Here is a 21,454-nt window from a genome sequence, read left to right on the forward strand (position 1 = left end):
CTTTAGTTTATATTCTCTTTACTTCTTCCAGAACCTCATCAACATGTCCACTAACTTTTACATTTTTCCAGATCTTCACTACTTTACCTTTTTTATCTATTAAAAAAGTAGTGCGTTCTATTCCCATATACTTTTTGCCAAACATACTTTTCTCTACCCAAACACCATATTTTCCCAACATTTCAGCATTCTCATCAGAAACTAAAGAAAATGGCAGAGAATATTTTGCTTTGAAGTTAGCGTGGCACTTAACGCTATCTTTTGATACACCAATTATCACTGTATCAAGGGAAGAGAAGTCATCTATTTTATCTCTAAAGCCTTTTGCCTCCATTGTACAACCCGGAGTATCATCTTTAGGATAAAAATAAAGAACTACATTTTTTTTATCAAAGAATTCACTCAATGATAAATTTTCACCAGAATCTGTTGGTAAGCTAAAATCAGGTGCATTATTTCCTACTGCTAATTCCATACCTTGCTCCATTAATAACACTTTTATCTATAGTAGTATATTGTAGTCAGAGTATCAAATTTTATATATAGCTAACACAGATAAGATTCTTGATAGGGGGCTTATTGATAACTGCCTTCTCGGCTTGCCGCTTTTGATAAAGTGTGATTCTCAAGACCATATCAATAGATCCTATTAAAAATCAATCGAATCTTCACATGTTTGCTCTTCATAAAAGAAGTTCAATGTTATCGTAGTACCAAGTTTTGCTTCACTTTTAATGTCGAAAGTTCCACCCATTAACTCTACTAATTTCTTGCTTAGCGGCAATCCGATGCCCGTACCTTCATTTCTATATCCCGAATTTGCTTGGCCAAAAACAGACATAACTTTATATATATCCTGCTGCATTATTCCTATTCCATTGTCATGAAACTCAATAGTTAATAAGTTTTTTTCTATATTTTCTTTTACCACCATTCTTATTAAACCACCCTTTGGGGTAAATTTGATTGAGTTTGATAATAAATTTATTATAACTTGTTTCATTCTCTTAGGATCTGCAATAACTAATAATTGCTTATTAGGTATCTCTTTTTTTAAATTAATCTCAGTTTCTCTTAATTTAGGTAATAGCATATTTATGCATGAATCCATTATTTTGTTCAGGTTAAACTTCACTTTTTCTACTGTTAAACTACTTGATTCAGCTTTTGAAAAATCTAACACATCATTAATTAAGGTAAGTAAGTGTGTTCCTGCATTATATATATCGTCTGCATACTCCTTGTATTGAGAATTATCCATTGAACCTAAAGTTTTATTTTTGATCAACTCCGCAAATCCAATAATAGCATTAAGAGGTGTGCGTAATTCATGTGTAACGCTTGCAAAAAACTTTAGCTTGTTTGCATTTTCTTGCTCTAATGTCTCTTTTATCTGCTGTAATTCAATGTTAGTTTTATGTTGCTTGGCTAGCATTTGGGTATTAGAAAAGTGCAAATAGAACATTATTAATATTAAAATTATTAATAATAAGCCTAAAAATGTTAAAAATAGGCCATATGCTATAATATAAGAATTATTGTAGTTTCGAAGAATCTTCAAAAAAAACGACGGTTTAACGCTATTTTCATGGAATATAGGGAAAATAGAAGTTAATGTATTTCCTGTAGTATAAAATATTTCTTGGTTACTTAATAGTTTATCAATTTCATCGTTTGTAAGTAACTGTTCATAATCATAATCTTGAGTGTTAAAATTACTGAATATTATTCTGCCGTTTTGATCATACAGTATTAAGCTGAAATCCTTTACTTTGCTCACTGATTGTAATAATTCAGCACGCAGCTTTACCAGTTGGTTTATGTAATCAAAACTTTTGTATTTAATGTGATGCTTTTCTATTAGTAAATAATGGTATTTTTTTATTATGCCATTTTCCAGTACACTTTTTAAGTTTACACTTGAATCACGGTAAGAAGAAAGGAAATTACTCCTTAGTAAATAATTACAATATATCACACTGAATAAAATCATAAAGATCGATGAGAGTAATACAATAACTTTTGTGTATTTGTTTTTCTCCAGTGCAGAAAACATTAATTTACCTAGCTTATACATATCCTTCTTATTGTGAAACAACGGTTTTTATGTTATTAATAATAAAATTTAGCATATAATATTTTATGACAATTTCTCCTATCTTGCCAGTTTATTCTCCTGTTAATATAAATTTTTCTCATGGCAAAGGTATCTACCTATATGATGTTGATGGTGAGCGCTACGTAGATTTTCACTCCGGAATAGCCGTTAGTAGCTTAGGTCACACTAATTCGCGATTAATTAGTGCTCTTAAATTGCAAGGAGAAAAATTATGGCATATATCAAATACCTATAATATACCTGCCGCCAATAATTTTGCAGAAAAATTAATAAACAACAGTTTCGCTGACACTGTATTTTTCTCAAATTCTGGATCAGAGGCAGTAGAATGTGGGCTTAAGATTGCTAGGGTCTATCAAAACGGAAAAGGCAATAAAAACCGTCACAGAATTTTAACATTCCATGGTGCATTTCATGGAAGAACCTTCCTAACTTGTGCTGCAAACGATAAACAGAAATTTTCTGAATTACTGAGTCCCTGTATTGATTGGTGTGATAATATCGAGCCCAATATTGAGAGTGTAAAGAAAGCAATTTCAAGTGATATAGGCGTTATATTAATAGAACCAATACAAGGGCAAGGTGGTATCAAAGTAATGAATGAAGTCTTTATGAAAGAACTAAGAAAGCTGTGTGATGAAAATGACATATTGTTATTTTTTGATTGCGTGCAATGCGGTGCCGGTAGGACAGGAAAATTATTCGCATACGAACATATAGGAGTGGAACCTGATATATGTGCTCTTGCAAAGGGAATAGGCGGGGGGTTTCCGCTAGGGGCTTGTCTTGCAACTGAAAATGCTGCTAAATACATGGCAGTTGGTATGCACGGTTCCACTTTTGGTGGCAATCCGCTTGCAACCTCAGTAGGTAATGCTGTGCTCGAAGAATTGCTCAGCCCCGGCTTTTTGAAAAATGTTGAAATTAGAGGTAAATACCTAAAAAATAAACTAGAAGACTTAGCAAGTAAATTTCCAATAATAGAAGAAGTGAGAGGGGAGGGGCTAATGCTTGGAATAAAAGTAAAAGCAGACAATCAAAAGTTTGCAGAAGAGTTAAGTCATCGTGGTTTACTCACTGTTGGGGTAACATCAGATAACGTTGTGAGAATTTTGCCTCCATTAATCATCGCTGAAAAAGGGATTGATGAAGGAATTGAGATTCTTAGACAATATTTATCTGAGAAATCTTCTGGTTAGATAATCCATATTAATATGAACGACAATCTGGTATGCTTAGGAATTATTACCTCTCCTCACGGAATTAAAGGAGCTGTTAAAGTAAAAACCTTTACTGAAAAGCCCGAAAATATCTCCTTATATGGTGAGCTAATAAGTGGTGATGAGAATTATGAAATAGACTCAGTATCCGTCATAGGTGATAATTTAGTAATAGCTACAATAAGCGGAGTAAATTCCCGTAATGAAGCAGAGCTTTTAAGGAATAAGAAGCTATATATAGAAAGAAGCAAGTTACCAGAGCTAAATGATGAGGATGAATTTTACCAAAGTGACCTTGTAGATATGGAAGTAAGGCTGAAAAGTAATGAATTATATGGCCATGTAAAATCTGTGTATAATTTTGGCTCAGGGGATATATTAGAAATTTTAGTTATCAGCACAAAAAAACGCATTATGCTATCTTTCACTAAAGAGATATTTCCACATATAAATATAAAGGGGAGGTATATAGTATTAAATATGCCAGAATTTATTGACTAATAAAGACTTTGATATTTATATAAAGCTACTTATAATTGTAAGATCAAACTGAAAATGTAATTATGGCAGAAAGAGCTAACGATATCAGACCAGGCCAGGTGTTGGAACATAACGGCGGATTATTTTTGGTTGTAGGTATTATGCATACTCAACCTGGTAAAGGTGGTGCATACATACAAGCCGAAATGAAAAACATCAAAACCGGAGCAAAACACTATGAAAGATTTCGCTCTGATGCAACAATCAGAAGGGCAATTTTAGATGAAGAGGAGTATGTTTACCTTTTCACTGAAGGAAACATTGTAAATCTTATGCATCCAAGTAATTACGAACAAATCACTATAAATTTAGAATTATTGGGAGAAAAAAAGATTTATTTGCAAGATAATATGAAAATTAAAGTAGTAACTTATCAAGACAAAATAATTTCTGCGCATGTGCCTGATTATGTTACACTTGCTGTGAAAGAAACAGAGTCTGTTATTAAAGGACAAACTGCTACTGCTTCTTATAAGCCTGCAATTTTAGAAAACGGAATGCGTGTTAACGTGCCTCAGTTTATAAAAGAAGAGGATAAAATTATAGTACACACTACTGATGACAGCTATTACGAAAGAGTAAAAGAGTAAATGTCCATTTCCTCACCACGAATCAATGTGATGCTTGATTCTGTACGCAGTGCTTCCAAGCAGCTTATGCGCGATTTTAATGAATTGCAAATCTCCAGTGTTAAGTCAGCGGACTTTATCAATAAAACTTATTCAAAATCCAAGCAAACCATATACGATTGCTTGCACGACTACAAACGAGACTATGGGTTTATTTCCGAAGATGATACTGATCAAGAAGTAAAAGATGACACTTATACCTGGTTTATTATGCCTATAGAGGGCAGGGAGAATTTTTCTAGTTGTATGGTTTATTTTGCAGTATCAGTCTGCCTCATTCATAAAAACAAAGTTGTAGCAGCTGTAATTGATGCTCCGGCTCTTAGAGAAACTTTTTGGGCAGAAGAAAAGAAAGGTGCTTTTCTTGAGGATTTTAGATCTCGTCATATAAAAATGCGGGTGAAAAGCCGTGAAGGGGGTCTAATAGATGTAAGTGGTAATTTGTTAAATAAATTGCTGCCTGGCAATAGTAATGTACGCTCCATCGGTTCAACAGTTCTGGGTTTTGCATATCTTGCTGCAGGAAGATACAGTGGAATAGTTTACTCTGGAATTAACAAATACAAAACTTCGCTCGGTAGGCTTTTTCTGCAAGAAAGCGGTGGAAGGCTAACGGAAGACAACGGATTAATTATTGCTGGCGATATTAAATTAGGATAAACAGGCTACAGAGATAGACAACTTTTCGAAAACTTTTACAAGAGATTCTGTTAAATGTTCTATCATTTCATCAGTATGATAAGGTGTAGGGGTAATACGGAAACGCTCAGTTCCTCTTGGAACTGTCGGGTAATTTATATGTTGAACGTATATTCCATACTCATCAAATAATAATTTTGATGCTCCTTTGGATAACTCTGGGTCGCCAATTATTATTGGAATTATATGAGTTTCTGTTGGAATGAAGTTAATTCCTGCATTTCTCAGTGAGTTTTTTACTTTTTCAACGACTTGCTTTTGCTTTTCCCTTTCAATGTTGCTCGATTTTAGGTGCTCAACGCTTGCCTTTGCTGCCGCTGCTAAAACAGGCGACATAGCAGTGGTGAAAATAAATCCTGGAGCGGAACTTCTTATTACATCTACCAAGCTCTTTGAAGACGCTATATACCCACCCATCACTCCAAAAGCCTTCGATAGTGTACCTTGAATAACGGTTATTCTATCCATCAGGCCTTCTCTTTCTGCAATTCCGCCACCATGTGAACCATACATGCCAACTGCGTGCACCTCATCCAAATAGGTGATTGCATTATGTTGATCTGCAAGATCACATATCGCTTCAAGCGGCGCTATATCGCCATCCATTGAATATACGGATTCAAGTGCTATTATCTTTGGTGTTTTTGTGTCTACGGACTTTAACAACTGCTCTAAGTGATCAACATCATTATGTCTAAATATATGTTTTGGTCTTTTTCCTGATTTTATGCCTTCTATCATCGAAGAATGGTTTTTCTCATCTGAGAAAATTACTACGTCAGGAATAACAGACGATAAAGTGCTAAGTGTTGTCTGGTTAGCGAGGTAGCCACAAGCAAAAGTTAAAGCAGCCTCTTTTTTATGCAAACAAGCTAAGGATTTTTCAAGTTCGACAACCTCTTTTGTTGTGCCAGATATATTTCTTGTTCCTCCAGCGCCAACAGATGAATTTTGAATAGCGGCAATAACTTTCTCATTTTGTGACATTCCTAAATAGTTATTACTGCACCAGACTATTACTTCCCTATTTCTTTCATAGTCCATAATGTGGGGGAGCCTACCTGGCAATGACGCAAAGTTCGTAAATTCACGGTAGCGCCCCTCATCTTTTATATCTTTGATTTTGTTCAAGAATATTTCTTCGTAGTTTACCAAGTTTTCATTCGCTAATAATTAATATAATTATAATAAATTATTAAATGGTAAACTACAATATTTATTCCTTATTGTGCTGTTAGTTCAGCTGTTTTAACAGTTTCAACATTGCTGTTTTCAACTGAGTTTTTAGGTGTGCAGCAGTATATAACTGCAGCAGCAACCAGACAACAAGCTCCAACTGCTATCCCTGCAGCTAGCATTTCCAAGTAAACTGCAATAGCTACCCCTGAAACAACTCCAGCTACTGCTAATGCAGAAGCAGCTATAACAGGCAGCTTACTACTTTTTATATTTTGTGAACCATTGTTTGGATTAGTAGACTGTTTGCTGTTGGTTGGAATACCATTTTGTTCAAGTTTTTTGTTACCTACTAAAGGTACTTCTGCTGAACTTGATTTCGATTGTGTATCTTGTCTATCATTACCTTCATGTGCAGAACTATCCTCACCATTTGCTGCACCTAACACAGGTCCTTTTTCTACAATTACTGATGTATCACTGTTATCAGGTTGAACTGAAGTATTACCAAGACCATATTGTGGTACATGTTCAGCAGGTTGAACAGGAGTTTGCTCTTTCTTACCAATATCAACTAATGGTGCGGTAGCATCGTTCTTATCATCCTCTTCAGTAGTTACCTGTGAACTATTATTGTTACCAATATATGTTTCCCTAAATTGCTCTTCTTTTTCTTGTTCATTTTTCTTTTTTTCTTCTTTAAATTGTTTTATGCTCTCTTTACGTTTTTTAGCACTATTTTTACCCATTTCACCCTCCTCAAAACTATTGCTAATGAGCTCCTCTGTCGAGCCCTCTCTATTATTCATAATATTTTCTCGTCTGTCCACATTTTCTTGTGGCTGTTGACTGTCAGTACTTTTGGATTTTTGACTACTTAATTGACTATTATTTTTTCCATCCACTGCTTGGCTTGAGGTTGCAGTTTCGCCTATCATAGCTGAGGTATCCTCTACATTCACAATAGGTGATACTGCATTATCACTGCTTCTTTTATTAACTTGTGTATTCGCTTGTGTCTGTATATTTGCTTTACTGGAAGTATTGATTAATTTACTACTTTCTAACAAACTTCTAATTAGATATAGATTATTCAAAGTATCCCTATTTTTTTGATACTCATTACGAGTCATACTTGGAGAAAGCTCCATACTTATTTTTTCAAGCTGTTCTGCAACTACTGGTAAAGCTTTCTCAAATTCTTCCTTGCATATTGCCTGAAGAGCTGCGAATTTTAGGTCAACATGCTGACATAAGGGTACAACAACTCCATAACTAGCTTCTTTTATCGCATTGCTCAGTATATTTTGTATGGTTTGCCTGACTACTTGCTGTTTATTATTGAGTATGCTTTGATAAATTTGAACATGAGCTAGAACACTGATTATAATGTCTTGACTTCCAGTATTAGACAATGCAACTAGAATTGATTCATATATTTCATCAAATTCGTTATTTTTAGATTTATGATCAAGATAATTAATCACATCGTTGCTGCACTCAGCACATTCTTTGCATAGGTGGTCAATAAATGCAATATTGCCAGCATCCAATGCAGTTTTCAGAATTAAATCATAAATTTCTTTTCTGCCACGAGCTCCTATATTTTTCAGGATTTGTTGCCTTAGTATTGTAATAACTTTATCATCTGCAAATGCTTGTTTATATACATCGTAAATGGCATGATCTGCACTATTAGTGTATCGTTTGCACAAGTATTCAATGATAGATATGCGTTCTTGACTTATCGCAGTTTCTAACAAGGTAGCAAAGCTCTTTTTTAATAACTCTTCTGTTGAGGCTTTTTTAGTTGGCTCATTAACATATCTTTCAAATGCACTTAGCACTACCGTGATGAATTCTTCATTTTTGATCAGAGACGCTGTTTCAAGCACACCATACAAAGGATCAGGTTTACTTGTTTTTAACACTTGTTCAAGATCCCTTAAGACGTATTCGACAAAAACTGCATTTAATAATTCTTGCTCTTTTCTTAGTGCTATAACTGAGAAAAAGTCAATCTTATTAGGTTCGACAAGTTGTATAGCTTGATCTTTTAATCTTCCATAAACTCCATCGGTACCATGGAATTTTTCTATAAAAGCTTCAATATATTTTTGACCACCAACAAGTAAAGGTAAAAGACTTAAATTTCCTTCAGCAAAAAGTATGTCCTGATATCGTTCTGTCAACTTGACATTAGCCGCAATTGCTAGCAATACCAACTCTTTTACTGAATAATCATACTTGAAACCCTCTTGATCAAATTTATACTGTGATAGTACATTTGAATATATATGTTGATGGTTGCTTCTGTTTTGTAACTCCAAATTAAGTTGATTTGAACAGAAATCTTTGAGATTTTCATTATCCAGCATAATAGACCTGCCTTCATAATCTTCAATATTTTGTACAACCTCGTCTAATTCTTCACAATCATCTTCCCTTACAGCTTGATTTAAGATATTTATTATCTCAGCAAAAGTTAAGTTTTTAGGAATGATACCATATGAATCTTCATCTTTTAACTCTACAGTAAACGACCTATCACAACCATCAGGAAAGTTTGCAAGTATTGCATTCTCTAAACTTAGATCTTCAGGGGTGTGCTACATGGAGTAGCTGGTATCTCTTGACTTTCGCTATCTAAAACTTCAAACTCTTCTTCAATACCTGAATCTTCAGAATCTGGTTTTTCAAAACCATGCCAACTTTTGATTAATCTTTCCGAACTTGATTGATCTTGCAAAGCTGCATCCTGTGATACAAAGTCTCTAAAATTGGAACCAAACATGTTTTACCTCCTAACTAGCAGCTAAGCTAAGTATAGCATTAAACAGAAATCTTGCCAAGCAAATTATTCAGTCTCTTAGCAAAGCTGCTCGCGTCATCCATCTCTTCGCCTTCCACGATGCAAGCTTGGTAAAACAATAAGTGAACCATGTCCTCCAATGTTGGGTTTTCACCACTTTCAGCATAAGATTTCATTATACTCTTTATTACAGGATGCTTAGTGTTAATTTCCAGCACCTTTGGCGTGCGGTAATTTAGCTGCTTTTGTTCGCGTAAAAAACGCTCCATGCGAAGATCCATAGCACCTTCATCAACCGCTAGGCATACAGGGCTGTCAGTCAATTTTTTGGAAATTTTTACGCTTTTCACTGAATTGCCAAGAACTTTGGTGAAATATTGCAGTATAGAATCTGCATTTTCCTCAGTTTTTTCTTCATTCGATTTATTTTCTTGATCTTTCTTATCTTCTTCTGAAGAGAATTTTTCCAGATCAACATCAGCGCGAGTCACAGACTTGAATTTTTGATCTTTATATTCATGAATTACACTGGTCCAGAAATCATCAACTGGATCAACAAATAGGAGCACTTCTAGTCCTTTACTGACGAATCCCTCAAGTTGCGGACTGTTTTTCACTGAATCGAGGCTATTTCCGGTGAGATAATAGATATGCTCCTGCTCAGGCTTCATTCTGCTTATATAGTCATCAATGCTGACTAATTTCTCATCACCAGTGCTATGAAATCTGCAAATCGAGAGCAGTGCCTCTCTCTCATCAGTTGGCATAGCTTCGCAAAGACCTTCCTTTAAAACTGCACCAAAATTGGTCCAGAATTTTGTGTATTCTTCTAAATTCTCTTTTGCCTTTTTACCAAGCTCTGATATCGCGCGTTTAGTGAGGGATTTCCTGATTTGCTCAACAACACGATTGTTCTGCAGTGTTTCTCTGCTGATATTAAGAGGCAAGTCCGGTGAATCAACAATACCTTTCAAGAAACGTAAATACTGCGGTATGATCTGTACATTATCTTCAGTGATAAATACTTTATTTACATATAACTTAACAGAGCAACGTCTATCTGGATGAAATAAATCAAAAGGTTTAATAGAGGGAACATAAAGCAAATTCGTATATTCTATTGCACCTTCATTTTTATTATGCAATATCATCCAAGGTTCACCACCAACATGCGCAACACTGCGGAAAAAATCATTGTGCTCCTCTTGAGTAACGTCATTTTTTGGCTTAGTCCAAATTGCAGCCTTACTGTTTAACTTTTCACTTTTTCCTTCTTCGTCTATAAATTCAACAGGAAAGTTTATGTGATCTGAATAAGTAGTGACAATGTTTTCAACACGAAACTTGTCTAAAAACTCATTCTCTTCAGGGCGCATAATGAGCGTAATTTTGGTTCCGCGAGGGACTTGATTATCTGATTTACTTATTGAATATTCCCCATTTCCTTTGGATTGCCAGACCCAAGATTCTTCTTCTCCAGCTTTTCTTGATTCTACTATTACCTCCGATGCAACCATAAAGCTTGAGTAAAAACCAACACCAAACTTCCCAATCAGCTCCACAGCTTGGCTTGAATCTTTGCTATTTTTAATCGCATCTAAGAACTTTTGCGTACCAGAGCTTGCAATTGTACCAAGGTTGTCTATTAAATCTTGTCTGTTCATTCCGATACCATTATCAGTGATATATAGCTCGTTCTTATCTTTATTGGAGCTGATAGTGATTTTTAATTCGTCACTCAAATCTAGCAAATTAGGATTTAGTTGAGATTCATAACGCAACTTATCACATGCATCCGATGCATTTGATATTAACTCACGCAGAAAAATGTCCTTGTTAGTATAAAGTGAATGAATCACTATATTCAGTACTTTTCCTACTTCAGCGTCAAATTTTAAATTTTCAGTTTCTTGTACGTTATGCATTTTGAGCTCCATGATTAGCCTACTATCCTAATAATTTAAGTATTGAATTACGATCTTTCAAGGTCACGTACATCAAAATTAATGTGGGTGTAGTTATTATGACACCCAATTTATGGGATCTCTTGCATAACAAACTTTTGGCAGCGTGTCAAGCAGCTTTTTCGCTTCTGTGAGCTACTTGGGTGACACCAACAGTTGATATTGGTTTGTTGCTTTGCTGGCAGCTACTAGCTATGCCTCAAGTTTCCTATTCAAAACTTTCAATATTAAATCTAATTCATTTGGATTATTATACCGTATCATAACTTTACCCTTAGAATTGTTGTCATTAATTTTGATCTTTAAACCAAGTTGAGAGGATATAGCGCCTTCTATTACCGTCATATCTTGATTTCTAGTATATCTCTGCTCTTTTTGGTTGTTGCCTTGATGCAAATCTTTTATCAATTTTTCAGTTTGTCTGACGCTTAAGCCTTGAGAAACTATTCTTTCTGCAATATCTTCTGCATTTTTAACATTAATCAGTGTTCTTGCATGACCCATAGACAATTTTTTTTCATTGATCATCATTTTCACACTATAGGGAAGTGATAACATCCGAGTCATATTGGTTATGTGGCTGCGGCTTTTGCCTATAGCTGAAGCTAATTCTTCATGTGTATAGAAAAACTCATCTATCAGTTTTCTGTAAGCTTCACCTTCTTCTATTGGATTAATATCTTGTCTTTGTATGTTTTCAATTATGGATACTTCCAAGCATTCCTTGTCGTTCAAATCTTTTATGATAACCGGTGCACTATTAAGATTTGCAATCTTGCTTGCTCGCCAACGACGTTCCCCAGCTATTATTTCGTAACCATCATCATTTGAATCTTTGCGTACCACGATAGGCTGTATAATGCCGTTTTTCTCTATTGAACTTGCAAGTTCTCTTAATGATTCCTCGTCAAAATGTTTCCTCGGTTGAAATTTGCTTGGGTGCAGTAATGAAATAGGCAAATACTCTTGTCGATCTTCTTTATTATCATAATTATCGCCTATGAGGCCGGCAAGACCTCTGCCGAGGCGTCTATCATCCTTCATACCACGCCCTCACTCACTAGCTTCTTTTCCTTACAACTGCTCGCGTGCTTTTTTAAAATTTCCCTTGCCAAACTTATATATGCTTGTGCACCAGGACACTTAAGATCATACACAATAGCGGGTTTTCCATGAGAAGGCGCTTCTGATAACCGTACGTTACGTGGAATAACAGTCTCATACAATGGGATGATAGTTTTGTATACTTTATCATTTAAATACTGGCAAATATCGTTTTTAATCTGTTCACTGAGTTTGTTACGCCTGTCATACATTGTTAACACTATCCCTTCTATTGCCAAAAAAGGGTTTAGGTTATTCCTTTTTATCAGTTCTACAGTTTTAACTAAATGGCTTAATCCTTCCAGAGCAAAAAATTCACACTGAAGAGGAACAATAATAGAATTAGCAGCAGTCAAAGCATTTATGGTTAGAAGCCCAAGTGATGGAGGGCAATCGATGATTATATACTCATAATTATCGCGTATCTTCTCTAATGCGCTTTTTAGCACAAATTTTCCTCGCTCAAGTTGCGATAATTCAATTTCTGCAGCTGATAAATCAACTACTGACGAAATTAGTGATAAATTTGGAATTTCCTTTATATTGAAAATTGCCGATTCTATCAATTTATTTTCGCTGCTCAGTAGTATTTTGTATATATTTTTTTCTTCCCTACTACGATAAGAAATCCCGAGCCCTGTACTAGCATTTCCTTGAGGATCAAGATCTACCAATAAAGTGCTTTTTCCCACAGCAGCAAAGGCTGTCGATAAATTTATACTAGTTGTGGTTTTGCCAACTCCACCCTTTTGATTTACTATTGCAATAATCTTGCTCACGCCTTTTATCTTATGTATAAAATAATTCTATTGTATATATGCAAGAAACTTTTGCATTAGAAAATTTTTTTGTTGCTAATCGTACTAAAATTAGACTATTTTTTTTGCTTCGTGTAATACACTTTGAACTTTGTCTCCTAATTCATTCAGAGTGAATGGTTTTGGCAAAAAGTGAAAATCTTCTATATTGATGTCATCACTCTTTAAAAAAGCATCTTCTGCATACCCAGAAATAAAAATAACGTTGATATTTGGCCTATGGATCAATGCTTCTTTAACTATTTCTGGGCCGCTCACCTCTGGCATGATTACATCAGTGATTATAAGATCTATGTGTTGACTTTTTTTACTGATTATTTCTAGCGCCTCGCTGCCTATGCTCGCTTCTATTACATCAAATCCTTTTCTTTTGAGTGCTTTAGAGATGAATTCCCTTACTGAATCTTCATCTTCGATCAATAAAATTATACCATTACCTTTAATTTCACTTACTACCGGTCTTTCTATTTCTTCACTATCTTCCTCTCTCAAATTTTCATCTGATATGTAAACCATGGGCAAAAATATGCTAAATTTAGTTCCATGATTTACTTTGCTAGCAACATAGATGTATCCTTCAGTTTGTTTAATAATGCCATATACAGTAGAGAGGCCAAGACCTGTACCGGAAGCAATATCTTTAGTAGAAAAAAATGGATCAAAGATCTTTTCAGTTGTATCACTCGTCATTCCACATCCTGTATCAATTACTTCAATCACAACATAATTTCCATGTTCAATCGCTTCCTTGTCTGGAGAAAACATATCCTGAGGTGTAGAATTTAATGAGTCAATCTTTTGATTAAAGGTTCGTATAGTTAATTCTCCACCCTTTTCCATAGCAGCACTAGCATTGACTGCTAAGTTAAGTATAACTTGCTCTAATTGCCCTTGATCAGCCCTAACAGCACCCAAGTCTCTACCATAATAAATATTAAATTTTATATTTTCACCTATTAATCTTTTTATCATTTCATAAAGATTAGCTATAGTACTATTTACATCAATAATTTTTGGCTGCAAGGTCTGTCTTCTTGAAAAAGCAAGCAATTGTCTTACTAAATTTGATCCACGCTTTGCATTTTGCTGTATCTGTATTATATCTCCAAAAGATGGATCACCAGCTGAATGTTGGAGTAAAAGCAAATCGCAAAATCCTATTATCCCAGTCAATATATTGTTGAAATCGTGCGCAATACCACCTGCTAACTGCCCTATAGCTTGCATCTTTTGATAATGCTCAAGCTTTATCTCTAGGTTTTTGTGTTCAGTATTGTCAATAAAATAACAAAGTATGAAGATCATTTTGTTATGAAGAAACTTATTGAAATATATTTTTATGTTATTACCGCCGTTGAGCTGTACATCAAAGGATGCATTATTTATTCTATTACTCGAAAAATATTCACGTATTTTCACATGATAACTATCCAATATCAATGTAAAGATTGAATTATTATCTGACCCTGCAAGCTTTATTAGTGCCGTATTTTTCTTTACAAAGTTGCCATTTATGTCACATTGTGCAATAGCAATTGATGAATTTGCAAAACAAGGGTGTAATTGATAATCAACAATATTTGATTCGGTTGGTGTTATAAAGCCATATATATAGCTATGGTTGTATTTATCACAAAATATAGCAGTGCTCATATAAGCCTTGAATGGAATACCACTTATAGTAAAAAACAAAATTTCATTATCGGTTGTTGTATTGTTATATTTAGATTGAGATATAAAATCACTGATTGAGCTACCTTTTTCCAGTTTTTTCAGTTCAAATATGTCTAAAAATCTTTTATTTACAGATAAAATCACCCCTTTGGCATTTGCAATGTAAGTTCCTATACTGTGTTTTTCTATTAACTCTTCATATATCTGCTCCTTGTTTGTCTGTGTTGCTTTTAACACAAAATACCCATCTGGCCTTGCTATTGGCACTAATGATAAATTTAAAATCTTATTACTATTTATAGCAATTTGGGGATTATCTGGTATCGGCTCAAAGAGCAAAAGAAAGTTAGATACTCTATTCTTCTTGTTTAAGGAAATGCATACCTGTACAGAAGAGTTATTTTTTAGTGCATGATAGAGTACTTTTTTGTCTTCTTCTGAAACATCTCCTATTTCAAGAATCTTGCCCAACGTAATGTCATCATCTATATGATCTTTAAACCTTTCGTAGAACCTTGCATCAGCATAAATAATACCCTCATCTTTGTGTAAAATAAGGCAAAATTCTGTATTATGATTTAGTGCATTTGCAAATATTGCATTTTGAAATTCTATAGTATTAAGTAGGTATCTGTAGCGTTTTACATTATATATCATAAAGAGAGTTGTTAGAATGCTAACTAATAAATTAATCTCTATATTAATATGCTGACTATATATATCAAAAAAGTAGAGTATCGATATTGCTACTGGAGGTAAGAGCATAATAACTGCCATCACAACAATTGACATTCCATAATTTCTTAGTATGAAGTCAACCCTGTTCTCTTTTTTGTTATCTATGTATCTTTTACTCATTATTGTTACTTGGCATCGTTGTACATACGAAAATGTTTTATTATATTGATTTAATTATTATAGATTTATTAACGTCTTTGATAGATAATTATCATCCAAATCTAATTAAGTTCCTTAAATATCAGATATAACAATGTTAATAAGCTAGCGAGAGGATATTATGGAAAAACAAAGAACACAAGCATTTAAGTGGTTCTGTGCACTAAGAGATAAGATTATAGAATCTTTCTTATTAATTGAAAAACAATCATCCGCAGAGCCAAAGATCGAAAAGAGAAAGTGGGATCGCCCAGGTGGTGGAGGTGGTGAATCTACAATTATTTTTGGTAATGTTTTTGAAAAAGTTGGAGTAAACGTTTCAAAAGTACACGGAAAATTTGCAGATTCAGCCATTAATGAGATTCCTGGTGCAAGTGAAAGTAACGGAGAGTTTTGGGCAAGCGGTATATCTTTAGTGTCTCATATGCAATCGCCCCTTATCCCTGCAGCGCATATGAACACAAGGCTGATATATACTTCAAAACAATGGTTTGGTGGAGGAATGGATTTTACGCCGATATATAAAAATGAAGAAGATTGCAAGTATATTCATGAATTAATCAAAATGACATGTGATAGATTTGACACCGGATATTATCCAAAATTTAAAGAGCAATGTGACAACTATTTTTTCTTACAACACAGAAAAGAGCCGCGTGGCATTGGTGGTATTTTCTATGATAATCTGAGTTCTGGCAATTGGGAGAATGATTTTGAGTTCACAAAAGCAGTAGGTGAAGCCTTTTTGGAAATTTATTTGCACATCATACGTAAACATATACAAAAATCTTGGACAAAAGAACAACGAGAAAATCAATTAATAAAACGTGGCAGATATGTAGAATTCAATCTGTTATACGATCGTGGCACAAGGTTTGGTTTGATGACTGACGGCAATCCAGATGCAATTATGATGTCAATGCCACCACTTGTTAAGTGGGTGTAAATCACTCTTATTACAAATTGGGATTTCACAAAAACTGCTTGTGTCGTAAAACAATTGAATTGACTTTATGTGCATAATCAATATAACTTGAGTTATTAACATTGACTCTTTCGTCTAGTGGTTAGGACACCACCCTTTCACGGTGGTAACACGGGTTCAAATCCCGTAAGAGTCACTCAAATAGAATATAATTAAAGTTTTAAATGGGAAAAATTAGGCTTTATGTTGAAGAAGCTTTATCACAAGGCGTGAGTTTAGCACTTAATCCACAACAAAGTCACTATATTTGCAATGTAATGCGGCTTAAGAAGTATGATAATCTCTCTCTTTTTAATGGAAAAGATGGAGAATGGTTAGGAGAAGTAGTTAATATATCGCGTAAATTGACAAAAGTTACACTCAAAGAATGTACTAAACAACAGCAATATGAGGAAAATTTATACCTGTATTGTGCCATGGTAAAAAGTGCTGCTTTGAACAACATAGTAAGACAGGCAACTGAAATGGGAGTAACCTGCATTCAATTTATTTCAACGGAACGTACAGTAGTAAAAAACATTAACCTAAGTAGAGCAAAATTACAGGCAATCGAAGCTGCGGAACAATCCGGTAGGATGAGTATACCAGAGATTTTGCCTCCTATTAACTTTTGTGAGTTACCTGATTCCCAGAGTAAAAATTTTGTTTTATGTGATGAAACAGGTAAAGCTGATAAAGTGCTGAAAGGCAAAAAAAATGTTGCTATTATTGTTGGCCCTGAAGGTGGTTTTTCATCTTATGAACTTGATCTTGCCGATAAGTTTTGTCAAAAATTGAGTCTAGGAAAAAGAATTTTAAGGGTCGATACTGCTGTAGTTGCTGCATTAACTTTCACCAATTGGTGTAGCTAGATTTTTAAATATGGCTAAGATAAAGAAATCTGGTTCAGTGTTGCGCGCACAAAAACTCTGTAGACTCTCTACGAAGCAGTCCTGTCATCCGAGTAGCTGACTACTTGGATCCAGATTGGATACTGAGTTGGTGAGTATAAAAGTATGGCTAACGCTGACTAAGTTTCCCTACGTCATACCGCGATTCATTCGCGGTATCTTAGCATAGATCCCGCTAACACGTAGCGGGATGACGGTTGTCAGGGTGTCATCCAAGTAGCCTCTTTCTTGTCATCCCAGTGCCCAGACACTGGGATGGCTTTGTTGCATAGCACCTTAAGCAGTGATGGTTTACGACAAATTTATGTAATGATTTCAAATTTAGCCATACCAATATCAGTGAATTTGTTGAGCAAATAGCACTTAATTAGTAATTCTTTTTCACGATTTACTTCAGATTTATTCCTAAAGCTAAATCCAAATACTTGCTTCAACCTTGAGAAAAATCCTTCTATGTAAGATCTCTTTCCATAAATTGCTTCCTTTTTCCACTCTTTTACACCATCTTGTCCATATAATTTTATTAACCTAATAGCAGCATTTCTGTCAGACATATAATCTATTTTTGAATGTTCTGCTGCATCCTTTTTTGGTAGAACTTTTGTCTTTATATCGTATTTCTTACACAATTTATAAAGTTTGTGCCTATCGTATGCCCTATCTGCATATAATGCTTTTATTTTGTGCTGAAAATTAACTTCTTCAAGCAAATCGCAAGCTCCATAGTGGTCAGAGTAGACGCCATTACTGTATCTTGCAGCTATAGCTTTTTTACTATTCACACTTAACATAACATGTAACTTTCTTACTTGCTCGTAGCTTCGGTACTTTCTATCTGCACTGTTTTCCTTACTGTGGCCAGGAGTGTTACTGTAAATGCTGATACTTGTGCTATCTATGATAATTTCAATATTTTCCATGTTGCTTTTATCAACCCTGCAATCATTTATCTTAATATTAAGTTTTTTAAACCTTCTTGATGCTTGTGAATAGCTGATAACTGCCAAATTTTTTCCTATTTGTTGCAGATATCCTTTTATAAACCCCACCGTTTGTCTTAAACCAATTCTAAAAAGATTGACAATTATATGCACCAAAATTACGACTTTATCACTGTAAATATAGTTGCCGCCCTGCATTTTTGGACTATTTTCATACCAATTTTCGATAGCTTCATCGATGTAACGAAAAATATTTCCCCTTTTTTCAAGGAATTTGTTATATTCGTTTTGGTTACTGACTTTCATTTTCTGTGGCATATTTTTTCTTCAACAGTTAAATGGTTATTTATAATGAATTTTGTCAGTAGCCACCAGATTTTTTCGGTTGCTATGCAACAAAGCCCACTGGGATCCAGGAAACTTAATTGCAAGTAATGCATTGGGTTTGGTGAGTATGGGTTTTGCGTTATAGAATAAAGCACTTTTGGTGAATTTGTAAAGAAAGCTGGATTCCAGACTGGAATAACACCGTCATAAGGTGAAACTGGATCGGCTTTGTTGCATAGCAGCAGAAAAACTAGTGATTACTGACTAAATTCATTATAAAATAGCGATTTAAGGATAAATATGCCACAAAAAATGAGAGTCAGTAACCATAGCGAATATAACAAATTTCTAGAAAAAAGAGGAAATATTTTTCGTTACATCGATAAAGCTATCGAAAATTGGTATGAAATTGGGCCAAAATGCAGGGTGGCAACAATATTTACAGCAATAAAGTGGTGATTTTGATACATATAATAACCCATCTATTCAGAATAGGTTTGAGTGGGATTTTTAGAGGGATACATTGAACAAATAGGAAAAAATTTGCAGGTCTATCAGCTATTCACAAGCATCAAAAGAAACTTGATATTAAGATCAATGATTGCAGAAAATAACATGGAAGATATCGAAATTGCTATAGACAGTACAGGAATTAGTATATACAACAACACACAGCAAAGAAAATAGCAAAGATAGAGAGTACCACGGCTATAAACAAGTAAGAACAATTGCACATAATGTTGAGCAAACAAGTCATAGCTACAAAATACAGTAATGGTCTGATCACTATGGAGCATTGGGGAAATTTGATGTTAAATATGCTATAAAAGCACTATATGCAGATAGGGCCTATGATAGAAAAAAAGCTCTATAAGCTGTGTAATCAATATGGCATAAAAACGAAAATTCCTCCGAAAAACAACGCAGCAGAGCATCCAAAATTGGATTATATGCTTGATAGAAATGCCGCTATTCAGTTAATGAAATTACATGGTGAGAATGGTATAAAAAGATGGAAAGAAGAAGTAAATTACGGAAAAAGATCGTATATTGAAGGATTTTTCTCAAGGTTGAAGCGAATATTTGGGTTTAGTTTTAAGAATAAATCTGAGACAAATAGAGAGAAGGAACTACTTATTAAATGCTACTTAATGAACAAATTTACTGCAATTGGTATGCCTAAATTTGAAATAGTCGCATAAAATTATTTACTCTGGAAAAAACTTACGTTGCTATGCAACAAAGCCATCCCAGTGTCGGCTACTTGGATGACACCCTCTTGGATGAAAACCAGTGTCCGCTGCTTGCATAGCATTTATCTACCAAAACAATGGTCATGCAAGAGGCTTAATGACTTTGCTTGGATGTTTGATATAATTTAAATTGTAAGGTCTAAAGAATACTAGCATGAATGAAGTGATAACATTTGGTTGTCGTCTAAATTTTTACGAGAGTGAGTTAATCAAAGAAGCATTAAAAAAAGCAAAGAGAGAAAATGTTGTTGTGGTGCACAGCTGTGCAGTGACAAACGAAGCAGAACGTCAAGTAAAGCAAAAAATACGTAAGATCTATAAAAATGACCCAAGTAAAGAAATTATCGTAGTTGGCTGTGCTGTTCAGTTGGATCCTGAATCGTATAGTGATATTCCTGGTGTAAGTAAAGTGCTCGGTAATCAAGATAAGCTAAAAGCTGAAAGTTACTTACTAAATGATGATAAAATCTTAGTCAGTGATAACCAAGCAAACAAGTCAGAACCTGTTCTAATTAATGGATTTGAAGATAAATCAAGGGCATTTATTGAAATTCAAAATGGTTGTAATCATAGCTGCACATTTTGCTCAATTACTGAGGCAAGAGGGAATAATCGATCTGTGCCAATAAACAGTATTATAGAGCAAATCAGGATCTTTATAGAAAATGGATATCAAGAAGTAGTGTTTACAGGTGTTGATATTACTGACTTTGGTACAGATTTGTTGGGTAAGCCATCACTTGGTTCAATGATTAGGAGAGTTTTAAAAGATATACCAGAGTTGAAGAGACTAAGACTTTCCTCTATCGATGTTGCTGAAGTTGACGACGAATTAATGGATTTAATAGCTAATGAGTCAAGACTTATGCCTCATTTACATTTGAGTCTACAATCTGGTAATAATTTAATACTAAAGAGAATGAAGCGTCGTCACAACAGAGAACAAGTGATAGAATTTTGTCATAAAATGAAGAGCTTGAGGCCTAATATAGCATTTGGCGCTGATATTATTGCTGGATTTCCAACAGAAACTGATGAAATGTTTCAGGATACAGTTGATTTACTGAGAAAAACAAATATAGTTTACCTACATGCTTTTCCATATTCAGAGCGGAAGAATACACCTGCTGCACGAATGCCACAAGTACCAGAGAATGTGCGTAAAGAACGAGTAAAAAATTTAAGAGAAATGAATAGAGAAATGATGAGTAGCTTTTATCAATCTTTGATAGGCACTGAACAAAGTGTTCTGGTTGAGCAAAATCATATCGGTAGAACAGAAAATTTTGCATTAGTAAAGCTTGAATCAAAAGCTCAAGCCAAGAGTATTGTGAAAGTTAATGTTAAAAGAGTGGAAAATAATTATCTAATCGGAAGTATCTTACCTTAATTTTTTGTACATTAAA

General features: G+C 34.4%; 18 protein-coding genes, 1 tRNA gene and 1 pseudogene. 9 read left to right on the plus strand and 11 right to left on the minus strand.

Features of this window, described 5'->3' with window-relative positions; translation table 11 throughout:
- Positions 1 to 7: 7 nt before the first annotated feature.
- Both bcp and ACJZL1_RS04980 read right to left on the minus strand, forming a co-directional pair.
- On the minus strand, positions 8 to 475 hold the full coding sequence (gene bcp / locus ACJZL1_RS04975) for a thioredoxin-dependent thiol peroxidase (RefSeq protein ID WP_341818808.1): 468 nt from the start codon (positions 473 to 475) through the stop codon (positions 8 to 10).
- Between the two features lie 174 nt (positions 476 to 649).
- Positions 650 to 2,077, minus strand: a complete 1,428-nt coding sequence (locus ACJZL1_RS04980) for a sensor histidine kinase (RefSeq protein WP_265035705.1) — start codon at positions 2,075 to 2,077, stop codon at positions 650 to 652.
- Between the two features lie 65 nt (positions 2,078 to 2,142).
- On the opposite strand from ACJZL1_RS04980, the gene ACJZL1_RS04985 reads away from it, so the two are divergent.
- The 4 genes from ACJZL1_RS04985 (at position 2,143) to ACJZL1_RS05000 (ending at position 5,168) form a co-directional block, all read left to right on the plus strand.
- Positions 2,143 to 3,318 carry an aspartate aminotransferase family protein gene (locus ACJZL1_RS04985; protein ID WP_265026162.1) on the plus strand — a complete coding sequence of 392 codons (1,176 nt, stop codon included), beginning with the start codon at positions 2,143 to 2,145 and terminating at the stop codon, positions 3,316 to 3,318.
- Between the two features lie 15 nt (positions 3,319 to 3,333).
- On the plus strand, positions 3,334 to 3,840 hold the full coding sequence (gene rimM, locus ACJZL1_RS04990) for a ribosome maturation factor RimM (protein ID WP_353285151.1): 507 nt from the start codon (positions 3,334 to 3,336) through the stop codon (positions 3,838 to 3,840).
- Between the two features lie 62 nt (positions 3,841 to 3,902).
- Positions 3,903 to 4,469 carry an elongation factor P gene (gene efp, locus ACJZL1_RS04995; RefSeq protein WP_265026164.1) on the plus strand — a complete coding sequence of 189 codons (567 nt, stop codon included), beginning with the start codon at positions 3,903 to 3,905 and terminating at the stop codon, positions 4,467 to 4,469.
- Positions 4,470 to 5,168, plus strand: coding sequence for an inositol monophosphatase family protein (locus ACJZL1_RS05000; RefSeq protein WP_265034722.1), 699 nt, complete (start codon positions 4,470 to 4,472; stop codon positions 5,166 to 5,168).
- Here the strand turns inward: ACJZL1_RS05000 and hemA are convergent.
- The 7 genes from hemA to ACJZL1_RS05035 all read right to left on the minus strand — a co-directional run bounded on the left by hemA (position 5,160) and on the right by ACJZL1_RS05035 (position 15,613).
- On the minus strand, positions 5,160 to 6,362 hold the full coding sequence (gene hemA, locus ACJZL1_RS05005) for a 5-aminolevulinate synthase (RefSeq protein ID WP_265026166.1): 1,203 nt from the start codon (positions 6,360 to 6,362) through the stop codon (positions 5,160 to 5,162). The genes ACJZL1_RS05000 and hemA overlap by 9 nt on opposite strands.
- A gap of 68 nt (positions 6,363 to 6,430) precedes the next feature.
- The gene (locus ACJZL1_RS05010) at positions 6,431 to 8,959 is read right to left on the minus strand and encodes a host RNA manipulator TomO (RefSeq protein WP_419247526.1); all 2,529 of its coding nucleotides are present in this window, start codon (positions 8,957 to 8,959) and stop codon (positions 6,431 to 6,433) included.
- Positions 8,960 to 8,973: 14 nt separating this feature from the next.
- Positions 8,974 to 9,177: a hypothetical protein gene (locus ACJZL1_RS05015; protein ID WP_419247095.1), complete on the minus strand. Its 204-nt coding sequence runs from the start codon at positions 9,175 to 9,177 to the stop codon at positions 8,974 to 8,976.
- A 38-nt stretch (positions 9,178 to 9,215) separates the two neighbouring features.
- Complete coding sequence (gene htpG, locus ACJZL1_RS05020; RefSeq protein WP_419247527.1) at positions 9,216 to 11,120, minus strand: molecular chaperone HtpG; 1,905 nt, start codon at positions 11,118 to 11,120, stop codon at positions 9,216 to 9,218.
- A gap of 231 nt (positions 11,121 to 11,351) precedes the next feature.
- Positions 11,352 to 12,203, minus strand: a complete 852-nt coding sequence (locus ACJZL1_RS05025) for a ParB/RepB/Spo0J family partition protein (protein ID WP_265026168.1) — start codon at positions 12,201 to 12,203, stop codon at positions 11,352 to 11,354.
- Positions 12,200 to 13,042, minus strand: coding sequence for a ParA family protein (locus tag ACJZL1_RS05030; RefSeq protein ID WP_006280226.1), 843 nt, complete (start codon positions 13,040 to 13,042; stop codon positions 12,200 to 12,202). Before ACJZL1_RS05030 ends, ACJZL1_RS05025 begins: the two co-directional genes overlap by 4 nt.
- 90 nt (positions 13,043 to 13,132) lie before the next feature.
- Positions 13,133 to 15,613 carry a response regulator gene (locus ACJZL1_RS05035; protein ID WP_265034716.1) on the minus strand — a complete coding sequence of 827 codons (2,481 nt, stop codon included), beginning with the start codon at positions 15,611 to 15,613 and terminating at the stop codon, positions 13,133 to 13,135.
- Between the two features lie 160 nt (positions 15,614 to 15,773).
- On the opposite strand from ACJZL1_RS05035, the gene hemF reads away from it, so the two are divergent.
- From hemF to ACJZL1_RS05050, 3 genes are all read left to right on the plus strand, one after another.
- A complete protein-coding gene (gene hemF, locus ACJZL1_RS05040; protein ID WP_265026170.1) occupies positions 15,774 to 16,598 on the plus strand; it encodes an oxygen-dependent coproporphyrinogen oxidase in 825 nt (274 codons plus the stop codon).
- 103 nt (positions 16,599 to 16,701) lie between these two features.
- A tRNA-Glu gene (locus ACJZL1_RS05045) sits at positions 16,702 to 16,773 on the plus strand.
- A 28-nt stretch (positions 16,774 to 16,801) separates the two neighbouring features.
- Positions 16,802 to 17,488: a 16S rRNA (uracil(1498)-N(3))-methyltransferase gene (locus tag ACJZL1_RS05050; protein WP_265036241.1), complete on the plus strand. Its 687-nt coding sequence runs from the start codon at positions 16,802 to 16,804 to the stop codon at positions 17,486 to 17,488.
- 341 nt (positions 17,489 to 17,829) lie between these two features.
- Here the strand turns inward: ACJZL1_RS05050 and ACJZL1_RS05055 are convergent, their stop codons facing one another.
- Together ACJZL1_RS05055 and ACJZL1_RS05060 are read right to left on the minus strand one after the other, a co-directional pair.
- On the minus strand, positions 17,830 to 18,786 hold the full coding sequence (locus ACJZL1_RS05055) for an IS5 family transposase (protein ID WP_264735368.1): 957 nt from the start codon (positions 18,784 to 18,786) through the stop codon (positions 17,830 to 17,832).
- Positions 18,771 to 18,950, minus strand: a complete 180-nt coding sequence (locus tag ACJZL1_RS05060) for a hypothetical protein (RefSeq protein ID WP_419247096.1) — start codon at positions 18,948 to 18,950, stop codon at positions 18,771 to 18,773. Before ACJZL1_RS05060 ends, ACJZL1_RS05055 begins: the two co-directional genes overlap by 16 nt.
- Before the next feature lie 145 nt (positions 18,951 to 19,095).
- Between ACJZL1_RS05060 and ACJZL1_RS05065 the strand changes: the two are divergent.
- Together ACJZL1_RS05065 and mtaB are read left to right on the plus strand one after the other, a co-directional pair.
- Positions 19,096 to 19,997 (plus strand): annotated as a pseudogene (locus ACJZL1_RS05065) (transposase).
- A 205-nt stretch (positions 19,998 to 20,202) separates the two neighbouring features.
- Entirely contained in the window at positions 20,203 to 21,438 is a 1,236-nt protein-coding gene (gene mtaB, locus ACJZL1_RS05070) for a tRNA (N(6)-L-threonylcarbamoyladenosine(37)-C(2))-methylthiotransferase MtaB (protein ID WP_265034594.1), read from the plus strand.
- Positions 21,439 to 21,454: the final 16 nt, after the last annotated feature.

The sequence above is a fragment of the Wolbachia endosymbiont of Rhagoletis indifferens genome (assembly GCF_048537595.1).
Classification (GTDB): Bacteria; Pseudomonadota; Alphaproteobacteria; order Rickettsiales; family Anaplasmataceae; genus Wolbachia.

Coding starts and splice junctions, on each gene's coding strand:
- ACJZL1_RS05050 (WP_265036241.1), top strand. CDS start 16,802: ATGGGAAAAATTAGGCTTTATGTTGAAGAAGCTTTATCACAAGGCGTG.
- ACJZL1_RS05025 (WP_265026168.1), bottom strand. CDS start 12,203: ATGAAGGATGATAGACGCCTCGGCAGAGGTCTTGCCGGCCTCATAGGC.
- rimM (WP_353285151.1), top strand. CDS start 3,334: ATGAACGACAATCTGGTATGCTTAGGAATTATTACCTCTCCTCACGGA.
- ACJZL1_RS04980 (WP_265035705.1), bottom strand. CDS start 2,077: ATGTATAAGCTAGGTAAATTAATGTTTTCTGCACTGGAGAAAAACAAA.
- ACJZL1_RS04985 (WP_265026162.1), top strand. CDS start 2,143: ATGACAATTTCTCCTATCTTGCCAGTTTATTCTCCTGTTAATATAAAT.
- ACJZL1_RS05000 (WP_265034722.1), top strand. CDS start 4,470: ATGTCCATTTCCTCACCACGAATCAATGTGATGCTTGATTCTGTACGC.
- bcp (WP_341818808.1), bottom strand. CDS start 475: ATGGAATTAGCAGTAGGAAATAATGCACCTGATTTTAGCTTACCAACA.
- hemF (WP_265026170.1), top strand. CDS start 15,774: ATGGAAAAACAAAGAACACAAGCATTTAAGTGGTTCTGTGCACTAAGA.
- ACJZL1_RS05035 (WP_265034716.1), bottom strand. CDS start 15,613: ATGAGTAAAAGATACATAGATAACAAAAAAGAGAACAGGGTTGACTTC.
- ACJZL1_RS05015 (WP_419247095.1), bottom strand. CDS start 9,177: ATGTTTGGTTCCAATTTTAGAGACTTTGTATCACAGGATGCAGCTTTG.
- efp (WP_265026164.1), top strand. CDS start 3,903: ATGGCAGAAAGAGCTAACGATATCAGACCAGGCCAGGTGTTGGAACAT.
- ACJZL1_RS05055 (WP_264735368.1), bottom strand. CDS start 18,786: ATGCCACAGAAAATGAAAGTCAGTAACCAAAACGAATATAACAAATTC.
- htpG (WP_419247527.1), bottom strand. CDS start 11,120: ATGCATAACGTACAAGAAACTGAAAATTTAAAATTTGACGCTGAAGTA.
- mtaB (WP_265034594.1), top strand. CDS start 20,203: ATGAATGAAGTGATAACATTTGGTTGTCGTCTAAATTTTTACGAGAGT.